The organism is Variovorax sp. P2_H12 (assembly GCF_056403395.1).
Window position 1 is genome coordinate 133,156 of sequence record NZ_JBFUFO010000001.1, and the last position, 12,539, is coordinate 145,694.

Annotated in this window: 18 protein-coding genes; 10 read left to right on the top strand and 8 right to left on the bottom strand. The window is 67.2% G+C overall.

The genetic code is table 11. From position 1 onward, the window contains the following. Positions 1 to 2 precede the first annotated feature (2 nt). Entirely contained in the window at positions 3 to 1,184 is a 1,182-nt protein-coding gene (pobA, locus tag AC1DYK_RS00685) for a 4-hydroxybenzoate 3-monooxygenase (RefSeq protein ID WP_478164507.1), read from the bottom strand. 120 nt (positions 1,185 to 1,304) lie between these two features. Here pobA and AC1DYK_RS00690 point away from each other — a divergent pair, with 120 nt between their 5' ends. The 5 genes from AC1DYK_RS00690 to AC1DYK_RS00710 all read left to right on the top strand — a co-directional run bounded on the left by AC1DYK_RS00690 (position 1,305) and on the right by AC1DYK_RS00710 (position 6,335). After that, positions 1,305 to 2,075: an IclR family transcriptional regulator domain-containing protein gene (locus tag AC1DYK_RS00690; protein WP_478164508.1), complete on the top strand. Its 771-nt coding sequence runs from the start codon at positions 1,305 to 1,307 to the stop codon at positions 2,073 to 2,075. A gap of 40 nt (positions 2,076 to 2,115) precedes the next feature. Beyond that, the gene (locus AC1DYK_RS00695; protein ID WP_478164509.1) at positions 2,116 to 2,775 is read left to right on the top strand and encodes a response regulator; all 660 of its coding nucleotides are present in this window, start codon (positions 2,116 to 2,118) and stop codon (positions 2,773 to 2,775) included. Between the two features lie 83 nt (positions 2,776 to 2,858). After that, positions 2,859 to 4,163, top strand: a complete 1,305-nt coding sequence (locus tag AC1DYK_RS00700) for an ATP-binding protein (RefSeq protein ID WP_478164510.1) — start codon at positions 2,859 to 2,861, stop codon at positions 4,161 to 4,163. A 220-nt stretch (positions 4,164 to 4,383) separates the two neighbouring features. Then, the gene (locus AC1DYK_RS00705) at positions 4,384 to 5,868 is read left to right on the top strand and encodes a Do family serine endopeptidase (protein WP_478164511.1); all 1,485 of its coding nucleotides are present in this window, start codon (positions 4,384 to 4,386) and stop codon (positions 5,866 to 5,868) included. A gap of 140 nt (positions 5,869 to 6,008) precedes the next feature. Continuing rightward, positions 6,009 to 6,335, top strand: coding sequence for a hypothetical protein (locus AC1DYK_RS00710; protein ID WP_478164512.1), 327 nt, complete (start codon positions 6,009 to 6,011; stop codon positions 6,333 to 6,335). 11 nt (positions 6,336 to 6,346) lie between these two features. Here the strand turns inward: AC1DYK_RS00710 and AC1DYK_RS00715 are convergent, their stop codons facing one another. After that, complete coding sequence (locus tag AC1DYK_RS00715) at positions 6,347 to 6,550, bottom strand: hypothetical protein (RefSeq protein WP_478091976.1); 204 nt, start codon at positions 6,548 to 6,550, stop codon at positions 6,347 to 6,349. A gap of 119 nt (positions 6,551 to 6,669) precedes the next feature. On the opposite strand from AC1DYK_RS00715, the gene AC1DYK_RS00720 reads away from it, so the two are divergent. Then, positions 6,670 to 7,050, top strand: a complete 381-nt coding sequence (locus AC1DYK_RS00720) for an FHA domain-containing protein (RefSeq protein ID WP_478164513.1) — start codon at positions 6,670 to 6,672, stop codon at positions 7,048 to 7,050. Between the two features lie 136 nt (positions 7,051 to 7,186). Continuing rightward, a complete protein-coding gene (locus AC1DYK_RS00725) occupies positions 7,187 to 7,348 on the top strand; it encodes a hypothetical protein (RefSeq protein WP_478091973.1) in 162 nt (53 codons plus the stop codon). Positions 7,349 to 7,423: 75 nt separating this feature from the next. On the opposite strand, the gene AC1DYK_RS00730 is transcribed toward AC1DYK_RS00725, so the two are convergent. After that, positions 7,424 to 8,026 (bottom strand): DUF2939 domain-containing protein, encoded by a 603-nt coding sequence (locus tag AC1DYK_RS00730; RefSeq protein WP_478164514.1) that lies wholly within the window; start codon positions 8,024 to 8,026, stop codon positions 7,424 to 7,426. Then, positions 8,023 to 8,238, bottom strand: a complete 216-nt coding sequence (locus AC1DYK_RS00735) for a hypothetical protein (RefSeq protein ID WP_478164515.1) — start codon at positions 8,236 to 8,238, stop codon at positions 8,023 to 8,025. The genes AC1DYK_RS00730 and AC1DYK_RS00735 overlap by 4 nt, the downstream gene beginning before the upstream one ends. Before the next feature lie 19 nt (positions 8,239 to 8,257). On the opposite strand from AC1DYK_RS00735, the gene AC1DYK_RS00740 reads away from it, so the two are divergent. Further along, positions 8,258 to 8,578 (top strand): hypothetical protein, encoded by a 321-nt coding sequence (locus tag AC1DYK_RS00740; RefSeq protein ID WP_478164516.1) that lies wholly within the window; start codon positions 8,258 to 8,260, stop codon positions 8,576 to 8,578. A 15-nt stretch (positions 8,579 to 8,593) separates the two neighbouring features. On the opposite strand, the gene AC1DYK_RS00745 is transcribed toward AC1DYK_RS00740, so the two are convergent. Beyond that, the gene (locus tag AC1DYK_RS00745) at positions 8,594 to 9,118 is read right to left on the bottom strand and encodes a thermonuclease family protein (RefSeq protein ID WP_478164517.1); all 525 of its coding nucleotides are present in this window, start codon (positions 9,116 to 9,118) and stop codon (positions 8,594 to 8,596) included. A gap of 96 nt (positions 9,119 to 9,214) precedes the next feature. After that, positions 9,215 to 9,523: a hypothetical protein gene (locus AC1DYK_RS00750; protein ID WP_478164518.1), complete on the bottom strand. Its 309-nt coding sequence runs from the start codon at positions 9,521 to 9,523 to the stop codon at positions 9,215 to 9,217. Positions 9,524 to 9,684: 161 nt separating this feature from the next. On the opposite strand from AC1DYK_RS00750, the gene AC1DYK_RS00755 reads away from it, so the two are divergent. Continuing rightward, complete coding sequence (locus AC1DYK_RS00755; protein ID WP_478164519.1) at positions 9,685 to 10,599, top strand: protein NO VEIN domain-containing protein; 915 nt, start codon at positions 9,685 to 9,687, stop codon at positions 10,597 to 10,599. 12 nt (positions 10,600 to 10,611) lie between these two features. After that, positions 10,612 to 11,367: an SOS response-associated peptidase gene (locus AC1DYK_RS00760; protein ID WP_478164520.1), complete on the top strand. Its 756-nt coding sequence runs from the start codon at positions 10,612 to 10,614 to the stop codon at positions 11,365 to 11,367. A gap of 24 nt (positions 11,368 to 11,391) precedes the next feature. Here AC1DYK_RS00760 and AC1DYK_RS00765 read toward each other — a convergent pair whose 3' ends face one another. Next, the gene (locus AC1DYK_RS00765; RefSeq protein ID WP_478164521.1) at positions 11,392 to 12,075 is read right to left on the bottom strand and encodes a CDGSH iron-sulfur domain-containing protein; all 684 of its coding nucleotides are present in this window, start codon (positions 12,073 to 12,075) and stop codon (positions 11,392 to 11,394) included. A 272-nt stretch (positions 12,076 to 12,347) separates the two neighbouring features. Beyond that, on the bottom strand, positions 12,348 to 12,530 hold the full coding sequence (locus AC1DYK_RS00770) for a hypothetical protein (RefSeq protein ID WP_478164522.1): 183 nt from the start codon (positions 12,528 to 12,530) through the stop codon (positions 12,348 to 12,350). Between the last annotated feature and the right edge of the window lie 9 nt (positions 12,531 to 12,539).

A 12,539-nucleotide genomic window follows, 5' to 3' on the forward strand; every position in this document is an offset into this window, starting at 1 on the left:
TGTCAGAAGTCCTCGAGCGGCAGCCCGACGTAGTTCTCGGCCAGCGAGGTCGAGGCGGCGCGGGAGTGCACCAGGTAGTCGAGCTCGGCTTCCTGGATCTTCTGGCCGAACTCGCCGGTGTCCGGAAAACGGTGCATCAGCGAGGTGAACCACCACGAGAAGCGCTCGGCCTTCCAGACCCGGCGCAGGCAGAGATCGGAGTAGCGGTCGAGCGCGGAGGCCGATTTCTCGCGGTAGTAGATCTCCAGCGCGCGCGACAGGTAGCCGACGTCGGCGGTCGCCAGGTTCAAGCCCTTGGCCCCGGTGGGCGGCACGATGTGGGCCGCATCGCCGGCCAGGAAGAGGCTCCCGAAGCGCATCGGCTCGGCGACGAAGCTGCGCAGCGGCGCGATGCTCTTCTCGAGCGAAGGCCCGGTCACGAGGCGTTCGCGCGCTTCCGGGTCGAGCCGCAGGCGCAGCTCGTTCCAGAAGGCCTCGTCGCTCCAGTTCTCGACCTTCTCCTCGGTCGGCACCTGCACGTAGTAGCGGCTGCGGGAGGCGCTGCGCATGCTGCACAGGGCAAAGCCGCGCGAGGTGTTGGCGTAGATCAGCTCGTGCGACACCGGCGGCACGTCGGCCAGCACGCCGAGCCAGCCGAAGGGGTAGATCTTCTCGTAGGTGTGAAGCGCCTCGGCCGGCACGCTGGCGCGGCTGACCCCGTGGTAGCCGTCGCAGCCGGCGATGAAGTCGCATTCGATCTCGTGCGTGGCGCCGTCCTTCTCGTAGCGCACGCGGGGCCGGGCGCCGTCGAAGTCGTGCAGGCTGACCGAGGATGCGCTGTAGATCGTCGTGAGCCCTTCGGCCTGGCGCGCCTCCATCAGGTCGCGCGTCACCTCGGTCTGGCCGTAGACCGTGACCTGCTTGCCGTCCGTCAGGCCGTGCATGTCGATGCGGTGCCGGGCGCCCTTGAACAGCAGCTCGATGCCCTCGTGCGGCAGCCCCTCGGCCTTGGCCCGCGCGTCGACGCCGGCGCGCGCCAGCAGGTCCATCGTGATCTGCTCGAGCACGCCGGCGCGGATGCGTCCCAGCACGTAGTCGCCGGTCTGGCGCTCGATGATGACGTTGTCGATGCCGGCCTTGTAGAGCAGTTGGCCGAGCAAAAGGCCGGAGGGGCCTGCGCCGATGATGGCGACTTGTGTTCGCATGCGTGTCTCCTGTTGCGGTCGGGCAAGCGTAGGGCGGTCAGGCCGATCCGGGGCGCCGCGATGCGCGGCTCTGTGCGATCATGAAACCACCTGCGCGATGATCGCGCAACAGTTCGTTCCATGACCATTGCAAAAGCAGACTTCATCGAGGGCATCGCCAAGGGCATGGCCGTGCTCGAGAGCTTCGACACCGAGCGCCAGCGGCTCAACGCCACCCTGGCGGCCGAGCGCGCTGGCCTGACCCGTGCGGCCGCCCGGCGGCACCTGCTGACGCTGGCCCACCTGGGCTACCTCGAGACCGACGGCAGCTACTTCTGGATGGCGCCCAAGGTGCTGCGCTTCTCGGGCAGCTACCTGGCCTCGTCGCGGCTGCCGCGGGCGCTGCAGCCGACCCTGAACCGGCTCGCGGCGCAGACGCAGGAGTCGTTCTCGGCCGTGGTGCTCGACGGCGAGGAAGTGGTCATCGTCGCGCGCAGCGGCAGCTACGGAGCGCCGACGCGCGTGCTGGCCTATGGCCTGCATCTCGGCGCCCGGCTGCCGGCCCATGCGACCTCGACCGGCCGGGTGCTGCTGGCCGCGCTGAGCCCGGCCGAGCTCACGCAGTGGCTCAAGGCCCGCCGGCTGTCGCGACTGACGCCCCAGACCATCACCGAGGTGCGCCTGCTGCGACAGCGCATCGCGCAGGCGCGCAAGGACGATTTCTGCTTCGCCAGCGAGGAACACGAACTCGGCGTGCAGGCGCTGGCGGTGCCGCTGCGCGACATGCAGGGGCGCACCGTGGCGGCGCTCAACGTGGTGCTGTCCGGCGGCCGGCATCAGGAGGAGGCCCTGCGCCGCGACCTGCTGCCGCTCCTGTTCGAGGCGGCGCGAGAGGTCCGGGCGCTGTTGTGAGCCGCTACCATCTCGGCAGCCCAACGCGGATCAATGAACCATGCGACTGCTGCTGCTCGAAGACGACGTGATGATCGGCGAAGCCGTGCTCGACCTGCTGCGCGCGGAGCGGTACGCGGTCGACTGGGTCAAGGACGGCGACGCCGCCGACACCGCGCTGCGCACCCAGCAATACGACCTGGTGCTTCTCGACCTCGGCGTGCCGCGGCGCGACGGCCTGGACGTGCTGCGCGCCCTGCGCGCCCGCAAGCAGCGCATGCCGGTGCTGATCGCGACCGCGCGCGACTCGGTCCAGCAGCGCATCGAGGGGCTCGATGCCGGCGCCGACGACTACGTGCTCAAGCCCTATGACCTCGACGAGCTGCTGGCGCGGATCCGGGCGCTGCTGCGGCGCGCCTCGGGTCGGGCCGAGCCGGTCTATGAACACATGGGCGTGAGCGTCAATCCGGCCACTCGCGAGGTCACGGTGGGCGGCCGGCCGGTGCTGCTTTCGGCGCGCGAATGGGCGGTGCTCGAATCGCTGCTGGCCCGGCCCGGCATGGTGCTGTCGCGCGCCCAGCTCGAGGAGAAGCTCTACAGCTGGAAGGACGAGATCAGCAGCAATGCGGTCGAGGTCTACGTGCACGGGCTGCGCAAGAAGCTCGGTGCCGACCTGATCCGCAACGTGCGCGGGGTGGGCTACATGGTGCCCAAGGAATGACGAGCGCCGGGCCGGGCCGCCCCAAGCCAGCGAGCATCCCTTCGGCGGGCAGCGAGGAAGTGCAGCACAGAGCGTGGGGGCCCATGAAATCGCTGAGGGCGCGCCTGTTGTGGTTCCTGCTGGCGGCGATCGTGCTCGCGGCCAGCACGCAGGCCTTCGTGGCCTACCGCGCGGTGCTGGAGGAGGCCGACGGCATCTTCGATCACCACATGCGTCAGATGGCACTGTCGCTGCGGGCCGGGCTGCCGCCCAGTTCCGCGGTCGGCGGCCTTGGCGGCGGCGAGGAGAACTTCGAATTCATCGTCCAGGTCTGGACGCTGGACGGCATCCGGATCTTCGAATCGGCGGCCCAGGCCGCGCTGCCGCAGCGCGCGGTGCTCGGCTTCTCGAACGTGCAGGCGCGCGGCACCACGTACCGGGTGTTCTCGCTGGCGACCGGCGCACTGGTGATCCAGGTCGCGCAGGACATGGCGGCGCGCCGCCGGATGGCGGGCACGCTGGCGCTGCGCACCGTCGGCCCGATCGTGCTGGCGGCGCCGCTGCTGATGCTGGTCGTCTGGTGGGTCGTGAGCCGCTCGCTGGCGCCGGTGGCGCGCGTGCGCCGGCAGGTGGCCGCACGGCAGGCCGACGACCTGTCGCCGCTCAGCGAAGGCGACCTGCCCGAGGAGGTGCGTCCGCTGGTGCACGAATTGAACCTGCTGTTCGTGCGTGTGCGCCAGGCCTTCGAGGCCCAGAAGCATTTCGTCGCCGATGCCGCACACGAATTGCGCTCCCCGCTGGCGGCGCTCAAGCTCCAGGTCCAGGGCCTGCAGCGGGCGGGCGACGACGCGACCCGCGAACTCGCCGTGGCCCGCCTGGCGGCCGGCATCGACCGTGCGACGCGGCTGGTCGAGCAGATGCTGGCGCTGGCGCGCCACGAGGCCAGCGCGGCAGCCGGGGCGCAGCCGGAACGCGTCAGCCTGCCCGAGGTGGCACGCCTGGCCATTTCCGACGTCGTGGCCGCGGCGCAGGCGCGCGACATCGATATCGGCATCGCGCGGGCCGACCCGGCCACGGTGCAGGGCCAGCCCGAAGCGCTGCGCACCTTGCTGCGCAACCTGCTCGACAACGCGGTCAAGTACACGCCTCCCGGCGGTCGCGTCGACCTCGGAATCGCGGCCGGTGCGGGCGGGATCGAGCTGAGCGTGGAAGACAGCGGACCCGGCTTGCCCGAGAGCGAGCGCGAGCGCGTTCTCGATCGTTTCTATCGCGTGGGCGAAGCCCAGGCCCCCGGCAGCGGCCTGGGTCTGGCGATCGTCAAGTCGATCGCCGACCTTCACGCCGCGACCGTGTCGCTCGACCGCTCCCCCCTCGGCGGCCTGCGCGTTCTGGTGCACTTTCCGAACTGAGCTAACTCCAGGCCGACGCGGAGCGTGGACCCGGCCGGCGCAGCCAGGCCCGTTGGTGAAACACCGCGGAACCGGCTTTGCCGGGCCGCCGGTGTTGCCCCCGGTAGGGGGTGGGCGGCTACACGAAGTGAGCCAACCTGGGGGCGAGCTTTAAGCCCTTTTTAAGGGTCCGGCCCGACATTCCTTTCGTGCTCTCTTCCAACACTCGAAAGGATTCCTGATGAAAACCGGTTTGACCTCGCCCCGCGCGCTCGTGCTTTCGCTGGCAGCCGCCGGCGTGATCGGTGCCGTCGGTACCGGCGCCTACACCAGCGCCCGTGCAGTGGCCGCGCCGCCGGCGCAACCTGTTGCCGTCGCCGGCACCACCGCCCCGGTGGTGACCATGCCCGACTTCTCCACCATCACCGCGCGCGACGGCCAGGCGGTGGTCAACATCAGCGTCACCGGCAGCACCAAGACCGCCGGCGCGCAGGGCGGCCCGCAGATGGACCCGGACGATCCGATGTACGAGTTCTTCCGCCGCTTCGGCGGCGGCCAGGGCCCGCGCGGCCAGCAGCAGCCGCAGCGCGAGACCCCGGTGCGCGGCCAGGGCTCGGGCTTCATCCTGAGCGCCGACGGCATCATTCTGACCAACGCCCACGTCGTCAAGGACGCCAAGGAAGTCACGGTCAAGCTGACCGACCGCCGCGAGTTCAGCGCCAAGGTGCTGGGCTCCGACCCCAAGACCGACGTCGCCGTGATCAAGATCGAGGCCAAGAACCTGCCGGTGCTCTCCGTGGGCAACACCAAGGAACTGAAGGCCGGTGAATGGGTGCTCGCGATCGGCTCGCCGTTCGGCTTCGAGAACACCGTGACCGCCGGCGTTGTCAGCGCCAAGGGCCGCTCGCTGCCCGATGACGGCTATGTGCCTTTCATCCAGACCGACGTCGCGATCAATCCCGGCAATTCGGGCGGCCCGCTGTTGAACACCCGCGGCCAGGTGGTCGGCATCAACTCGCAGATCTACAGCCGCAGCGGCGGCTACCAGGGCGTGTCGTTCGCGATCCCGATCGAGGTCGCGATGCAGGTCAAGGACCAGATCGTCGCCACCGGCCGCGCCACCCATGCCCGTCTCGGCGTCGCGGTGCAGGAAGTGAACCAGGCCTTCGCCGATTCGTTCAAGCTGGACAAGCCCGAAGGCGCGCTGGTGTCGAACGTCGAGAAGGGCGGCCCGGCCGACCAGGCCGGCCTGCGCTCGGGCGACGTGATCCGCAAGGTCGACGGCGAATCCATCGTCGCTTCGGGCGACCTGCCGGCGCTGATCGGACAGAAGAAGCCGGGCAGCAAGATCACGCTCGAGATCTGGCGCCAGGGCGCGCGCGAAGAAATCTCCGCCAAGCTCGGCGACGCGGCCGAGAAGTCGGCCACCGTGGCGAAGAACGAGGAGGGTGGCGCCAACCAGGGCAAGCTCGGCCTCGCACTGCGCCCGCTGCAGCCGCAGGAGCAGCGTGAGGCCGCCGTCGACGGCGGTCTGCTGATCGCGGATGTCGGCGGCCCGGCGGCGCTGGCCGGGGTCCAGACCGGCGACGTGCTGCTGGCCATCAACGGCACGCCGGCGAAGAGCATCGAGCAGGTGCGCGAGGTGGTGGCGAAGGCCGACAAGTCGGTGGCCTTGCTGATCCAGCGCGACGGCAACAAGATCTTCGTGCCGGTGCGCCTGGGCTGAAGCAGGTCCGCGCGTAGCGGGCCCAAGTGCGACAAAGTGCCGGTTCGCGGGTTCATCGTCAAGGCACCGTGCAAAAGTGCCTTGGCATGAAAAACACCGAACAGTAACAATCCGGCAACAACTGAATAAGGGGTTTCCCGGTGGCACTTCGCGATATTGCACTGACTGTTCTTGAACTCGAGCCCAACGAATTCCATTGGGTTCTGATGGAAGCAGTCCAGGCCGAGTCCGAGGAATGCCTGGGATTCCGGCCTGTCGACTGTTCGACACAAGGGGTTCCGGACTATTCGGAAGCCCTGATCCAGGGGGCCTCGGCACTTCGCGTGCTGCAAGGCCTCGCTCCGTTCGGCAAGCCGAAGACGCCGGTGAGCATCGGCGAAAGCGCTTCGCCGGACTTGGGCAATTCGGCGGTCATGTCCGACGATCCGGACTCCTGCATGTTCACGACCGACCACTCGGTCTTGTAGCGCGCTGGAAGTTAGTGGTCCCGGGCGTCGAAATGCAGCGCCGTGACCGCGATCACCCGCGCCGCCTGCGAGCGGATGGTGCATTGCTGGGACAGGCCACGCAGCACCAGCCGCGGCGGTGTCGGCGCGATGCTGCGCGCCGGGGACCTGCGATGGAAGCCGACCGCCGCGAACGGCAGCAGAAACCTGGCAGCGAGCGTGAAGGGATGTTGCATGATCCTGAAGGTACGCGGCTGCCGCTCTTTCGCCAATCTCTCCGAAGGGGGCAGGGCACCCCCAAAGCGGCATAGGCCGGAAGGGGGCACCGCCTTCAGAGCAATCAAAGGACATGGATATGACAAGACTGATCGTGCTGCAGAAGAATGGCTCGGCCAGGCAGGTCAACCTGACGAACACCCCCTTCGTCATCGGTCGCGCCGACAGCTGCGACCTGGTGCTGGACAACCCGCTCGTGAGCCGTTCCCATGCCGTGTTCGAGGCCGTGGGCGACGCGCTCACGCTGCGCGACTTGGAGAGCCACAACGGAACCTACGTGAATGGCGAGCGGATGGAATCCGTCGTGCTGCGCAACGGCGACGAGGTCAAGATCGGCGGCTACCAGATCCGCTTCCTGTCGCAGGACGGTCCGATCGCTCCTGCGGAAGCGCTCCGGCTCGTGACCGTGCCGGGCCGGCTGACGGACATCGATTTGCAAAGGCTCGGCGCGAAACCCTGAGCCTCGCCCCGCCGATGGCGTGGAAGAAAGGAACAAGCTCGAACGCCGATCGGATGGCAACACCCTCCGTTTGGAGGATGCCCGCACGCGCATTTCTGGCGCACAGTCCGACCCTTGACGATTGCAGGAGCACAGCATGGACTCAGAGGTCTTGACCCTTGGCGCATTGGCGATCCTGGTTGCCGGAGGCTGGCTGATCGACCTGCTCAGTCATCGGGACCCGTCACCGCTACAGCGCCAGATGGCCGATCAGATCAAGAAGTCGCTCGACACGATACGCGGCGTGCCGCTGCCGTGAGGGACCTCACGCGGCCCCACTTCGTATGGATCGCACGCCACGGGGACGCCTGGCGCCGACCTGGGGTGCGCCGGACTACTTCCTGAAGGTCGACGCCGGCATCCGGATGTCCGTGAGCTTCCAGTCGACGAAGCCGCTGCGCTCGAACACCAGGGCCAGCCGATCGGCGTTCGTTTCGTCGGGCTTTGCGGGATCGACCGCATAGGCCGTCATCTGGCTGGCGCCCTGGCGGTCGATGACCCAGCGGGCCTTCTCCTTCTTCTCGGGCGCGGCGTCGCCTGCAGGGCCCGGCGTGCCGGCAGGCGTCGGTGCAGCCGGGGGCTTGGAAGGCGCCTTGCCCAGCCTCCCGTTTTGCATCGCGGCCATGACCGTTTCAGGCCGGACCATCGCATCCACCAGCTGATTGACCAATCCGGTCCCGATCAGGCTTCCCAGCGCTGCGAACGGATTGCCCGCATCACCGGGCGCACCCAGCTTCTGCGCGAGCAGGACGGAGAACTGGCCCTTGAGGCTTTCGCGGAGCTTCGGATAGTCGACGTGTGCATTGAAGGCTTCAGCGTCTGCACGCTGCGCCGCCTGCTGCAACTGGCGAACGGCCAGGAAGGGCGACCAGTACCAGTAGGCCGCAAGAGCCAGGAGCAGGAGGAGGGCGACGGCGGCTGCATGGCGTTTTTTCATGCGCCGATTCTGCCCGGTGCCGGTGTTCGCAAGCCGGTGAGCCGGATGTCAAGGCGCTTGCGCAGGTTGCCGCTGTCACGTTCGGCAACCATCTTCACCGTGTGGACGTAGGCCCCTTGGAGGTGGCGCACGTTGTGTGCTGCACAGGGGGCGATTTTCGCCCTCGTCATCTGGGGAATCTCCTTGAACGTCGATCGATCTGCTTTCTTCAAACGGGCTGCTGCCGGTGTCGTGGCCGCCGGTGCACTTTTCGCTGCTGCGTCGGCCAATGCCCAGGTCAACTGGTCGGTCGGCGTCAACGTGCCCGGTGTGTCGATCGGCGTGGCCGAGCCTGGGCCCGTGTACTACGAGCCGGCACCGGTCTATTCGCGCCCGGCTCCGATCTACTATCAGCCGGCTCCTCCTGCGTACTACAACCCGCCGCCGGTGTATGACCGTCCGGCGCCGGTGTACTACGGGCCACCTGTGCAGGGCTACTACGAACCGGGCGGACGTTGGCGCCATCGGCATCACCATCGCCGGGATTGGGATGACCGCGGCGATCGGGACTGAGTCGGGCTCGGTGCGTCAATCGCCGCGCTCAGCGTGGCGCCACTCCCACGGCGGCATCGGGTCGGCATCGCGCCAGAGCCCGACACGATTCGCCCTGGCTTGCGCCTCGGCAAACTCGTACTGTCCGCGCTCCTGGGCCGTTTGTTCGCGGGCATAGGTCCGGTACCACCAGGCCATCCCGAGGGTGACCATCGCGAGGCCCGCGTCCAGCGTCTTGGGCCCGCCTGGCGCCGAGGCAGGTGCCACCATCACCTTGCAGACGCTGCGTCCGTAGCGATCGACATCGATGCAGTCGAGTTCGGCCTCTCGCATGTAGACCAGGCTGGACATGGCCCGCTTGGCGCGCTCGCCGAAGGGCTGACGCCGCTCGGGCGCGTCGATGCCGTTGAGCCTGACCTTGATCGCTCTGTAGCGTCCGCCCGGGCCGCAGCGCGCCTTGAGCGTGTCGCCGTCCGAAACGCCCACGACAAGGCAAGTCTGCGGCGCGGCGTGGATGGCAAGAGGCAGGGTGAGCAGGAGAATCGCAAGAAGTCGTCGCATCGAACGATTCTCGCGTCGAACCCATCGTTCGATCCTGGCTTCCAAGAAGAAGCCAGGCTCGCGAACTGACCCGGTCTCCGGCCCCACGGGCGGCGCTCAGCGCGCGCGAATCACGTCGGAGACGACGCCGTTCTCGTTGACGGTGCAGTTGATCGCCGGTTGTCCGGCTCCGATGCTGAGGGTGACGACGTAGAAGCCTTCCCTCATGGTGCTCGCGTCGCTGGTCGGCGTCACGCTTGCCCTTGGCACCTTGTACTCGCGGGAGACGGCGTCGATGCAGCTGGTGCGCGACACCTGCGGCGAGGAGAAGCCGGCGAATACTGCCGGGGGCTGGTAGTTGGCGCAACCACCGACGATGGCGCCGAAGGCGATGGCGACCGCCACGGAACGACTGCAAGCAGGCATGTTGACTCCTTGGATTGCGGCGTATTTGTACGCCAAAGCAGCCTCACCGTATACAGCAACTCTGGCGATCTCGCCAAATCCCCCATGGCGGATTTGCTGAAGAGTTGCACTGCGCTTCGCGGCATACTTGAAGCGGTCACAACACACTTGAATTCTTCCGAATGGACAAAGAAGTCGACCCCGCGGTACTTGCGGTCATCAACGAAAAACGCCTGCTGGGCGAGAAGCGCACACCCGTCGAAATCATTGCCAAGATGGGTGTGTTCGATGCGCGCGAGAAGGCGTCCGAACACGCCTGGCTGGCAACGGGCGACAACGTCATCGCCACCATGTGGGCGGAGTTCGTGAGCATCGGAGCCGGCGGGCGATGGTTCTATCTCGAGTCCCTGGATACGCAGCATCGGCTGGCCGGCGGCGAGCGAAGTGCGCTGCAAATCCAGCGAGCCAAGGACCGGCTCCAATTGCTCAAGCGCTCGCTGGACGCGGGCCAGGGGTTGAGGATTGTCCTGCAGACGAACCGGGTCGCTATTTCCGATCTGGAGACCGACAAGGCTGCCAAGGTTTCGATGCGGGTGCCGGACGACCAGGAGTGGCACATCGCGACGTGGGATCCCGAGCAGAAGATCGCGGTCCTGGTCCGCGGCCCGCGCGGGTGGCTGCCGACCGAAGAAGACATGCTGGCCGCACGGGCGCGGGGCAGCGTTCCGGCCGCGGCGCCCGAAGCCCCATCTGGCCAGGCATCACGAGAAGAGGTGCAGGCGGCCGCGATGGACTACCTGACGCGTCACTTCGCGGGCTACGGCTACAAGACCGAGAACGTGGCCGGTCAGAAGCTGGGCTACGACATCGAGGTGTCGGACAAGAAGGGCGCCACATTGCTCAAGCTCGCGGTGAAGGGCACTGCCGCAGGAATGGCAGGCTTCCAGCTCACGGGCGAAGAGCGCGCCTGCGCAAAGCGAGGGGATCCCTGGCGCCTTGCGGTGGTCACGGACGCCATTGGACCCGCGGCGCAGCACAAACTCTACAAGCCCTCCGAGGTCGACAAGGCCCCCGGCCTCGAACCGCTGCTGGAGTAGCACAATCTGCCGATGTGCAGCCACTACCAGGCCGAGAAGCGCCGCAAGCAGATCGAAAAACACTTCGGGATCACGCTGCCCCCCGACTGGGAGCCGCCGCCTGGAGGCCTGCACATCTACCCCACGCAGATGGCGCCGATCATCCGCCGGCCGCCCGAGCGCGGATCGGGCGATGAGGCCGTGCCGGATTTCGAGCTGGTGGAGGCGCGTTTCGGGCTGCTGCCCGGCTTTGCGAAGGACGCCAAGTACGGCCTTCAAACCTACAACGCACGCACCGAGACCGTCCGCGAACTGGCGAGCTTCAAGAACGCCTGGGCGAAGGCCCGACACTGCATCGTGCCGTGCGAGGCGATCTACGAGCCTGACTGGCGCACGGGTGATTTCATCCCGACGCGGTTCACCGCGGCCAACGACGAGACGCTCGGCGTGGCCGGTCTGTGGGCGCCGTGGCGGAATCCGGAGACGGATGCCTGGGAGTTGAGCTTCACCATGCTGACGATCAATGCCGACCACCACGCGTTGTTCCGGCTCATGCACCGGCCGGACCTGAAGCGGCCGCCCGAACAGCAGGACAAGCGGATGGTCGTGATCCTGCCGCAGGCGCAGTACGGAGAGTGGCTCGACGCACCGGCGCAACGCTCGATGGATTTCATGAACCAGTACCCGGCCGAGCGTCTGGCCATGACGGCGGAACCGCCGCCGCCCAAGGAGCCGAAGGCCAAGGCGGGGCGCGTCAGGAAGGACCCTCCGCAGCCATCCCTGTTCTGAAAGCGATGGCAAGCCGTCGACCATTCAGTTGTCGTCGTCCTGAAATTCGATGCTCCGGTGCGTACCGTCGCAGAACGGCTTGTTCTTCGATCCGCCGCAGCGACACAGGGTAAAGCGCTCACGCGAGGCGCCTTCGCTCCAAGCCTCGGTGTCAAGATCAAAGCCCTGAACTTCATAGGGGCCGTTTCGTGCGATACGAATGCTCGGGGCATTCACGTCATTGGGTCCGGATTGGCCATCGCGTGTGTATCGAAGCGCGCCCGATGGGCAGCGTCGAACGACCTCGATGAGGGTGTCCGCGTCTGCCTGATCCGGCTGGATCCAGGGCGTTCGCCCTTCGCGGAAGACCAGCGGCAGGGCTTTCGCACACCGCTCCGACGCCGAGCACTGAAGACGGTTGAAACTCACGACGATGGCGGCGCCTGGGTAGTCCACGGCTCCATCAGGCGTGTGGTCCGGGCGCCGCTCGTCCGAAAACCCGATGCGGATATGAGAGCTGTCACAAAAAGGCTTCCGCTTCGACGCGCCGCAACGACACAACGCGATGCCGTGCGACCCATCGAGCCGCTCCCCTTTCGAGTTTGTCAGGTCGTCGACGGTGACCAGATAGGGCCCATTGCGCGACAGCTTGATGCAGGGTCTTTTCTTCGCCGGAGAGGGATGGCTCACCGCTCCATCCGCGACGACCGCGACCGGGTGCTGCTTCATCTTGCAAGTCCTCCAGGCCTTGAGGTCTGCCGCAAGTGTGCGCGGACGCAAGCCCGCGTACAAGGCCCCGAGAGGACGACGTGGTCTATCACCTCATCGCAAGTCGAATCGGTCCGGGCGCCACAGTGCCTGTTTTTGAGGCATCGCGTTGGAAGCCCCATCTGGAGTCGATTCCCGACGTTTCGCATGCAGTTTTCCACAGGGCTGTCCACGGGGCTGGTGGAGAACCCCAATCGACCGCCGCATTGGTGGTCCCTGCGCGGCTGCATAGCCTACGTGGCGGAGTCTTCCTCCAGCCGGGAACGGATGGCAGCCTCCAGCGTTGCGCGCACGACCGCTTCGACGGCCTGCCAGTACTTCAGGTATGCCTCTTCGTCGGCCGCATGCTTCGGCACCAGGCCCTGCTTGATCGCTTCCTTCATCGCGGCCACGAGCATTTCGTCAGTCAAATTCATCGGTCAATC

Excerpts from the sequence above, each read along its gene's own strand:
- AC1DYK_RS00770 (WP_478164522.1), bottom strand. The coding sequence starts at position 12,530 with ATGAATTTGACTGACGAAATGCTCGTGGCCGCGATGAAGGAAGCGATC.
- AC1DYK_RS00745 (WP_478164517.1), bottom strand. The coding sequence starts at position 9,118 with ATGCGACGACTTCTTGCGATTCTCCTGCTCACCCTGCCTCTTGCCATC.
- AC1DYK_RS00765 (WP_478164521.1), bottom strand. The coding sequence starts at position 12,075 with ATGAAGCAGCACCCGGTCGCGGTCGTCGCGGATGGAGCGGTGAGCCAT.
- AC1DYK_RS00755 (WP_478164519.1), top strand. The coding sequence starts at position 9,685 with ATGGACAAAGAAGTCGACCCCGCGGTACTTGCGGTCATCAACGAAAAA.
- AC1DYK_RS00690 (WP_478164508.1), top strand. The coding sequence starts at position 1,305 with ATGACCATTGCAAAAGCAGACTTCATCGAGGGCATCGCCAAGGGCATG.
- AC1DYK_RS00705 (WP_478164511.1), top strand. The coding sequence starts at position 4,384 with ATGAAAACCGGTTTGACCTCGCCCCGCGCGCTCGTGCTTTCGCTGGCA.
- AC1DYK_RS00695 (WP_478164509.1), top strand. The coding sequence starts at position 2,116 with ATGCGACTGCTGCTGCTCGAAGACGACGTGATGATCGGCGAAGCCGTG.
- pobA (WP_478164507.1), bottom strand. The coding sequence starts at position 1,184 with ATGCGAACACAAGTCGCCATCATCGGCGCAGGCCCCTCCGGCCTTTTG.
- AC1DYK_RS00760 (WP_478164520.1), top strand. The coding sequence starts at position 10,612 with ATGTGCAGCCACTACCAGGCCGAGAAGCGCCGCAAGCAGATCGAAAAA.
- AC1DYK_RS00720 (WP_478164513.1), top strand. The coding sequence starts at position 6,670 with ATGACAAGACTGATCGTGCTGCAGAAGAATGGCTCGGCCAGGCAGGTC.
- AC1DYK_RS00725 (WP_478091973.1), top strand. The coding sequence starts at position 7,187 with ATGGACTCAGAGGTCTTGACCCTTGGCGCATTGGCGATCCTGGTTGCC.
- AC1DYK_RS00730 (WP_478164514.1), bottom strand. The coding sequence starts at position 8,026 with ATGAAAAAACGCCATGCAGCCGCCGTCGCCCTCCTCCTGCTCCTGGCT.
- AC1DYK_RS00700 (WP_478164510.1), top strand. The coding sequence starts at position 2,859 with ATGAAATCGCTGAGGGCGCGCCTGTTGTGGTTCCTGCTGGCGGCGATC.
- AC1DYK_RS00750 (WP_478164518.1), bottom strand. The coding sequence starts at position 9,523 with ATGCCTGCTTGCAGTCGTTCCGTGGCGGTCGCCATCGCCTTCGGCGCC.
- AC1DYK_RS00715 (WP_478091976.1), bottom strand. The coding sequence starts at position 6,550 with ATGCAACATCCCTTCACGCTCGCTGCCAGGTTTCTGCTGCCGTTCGCG.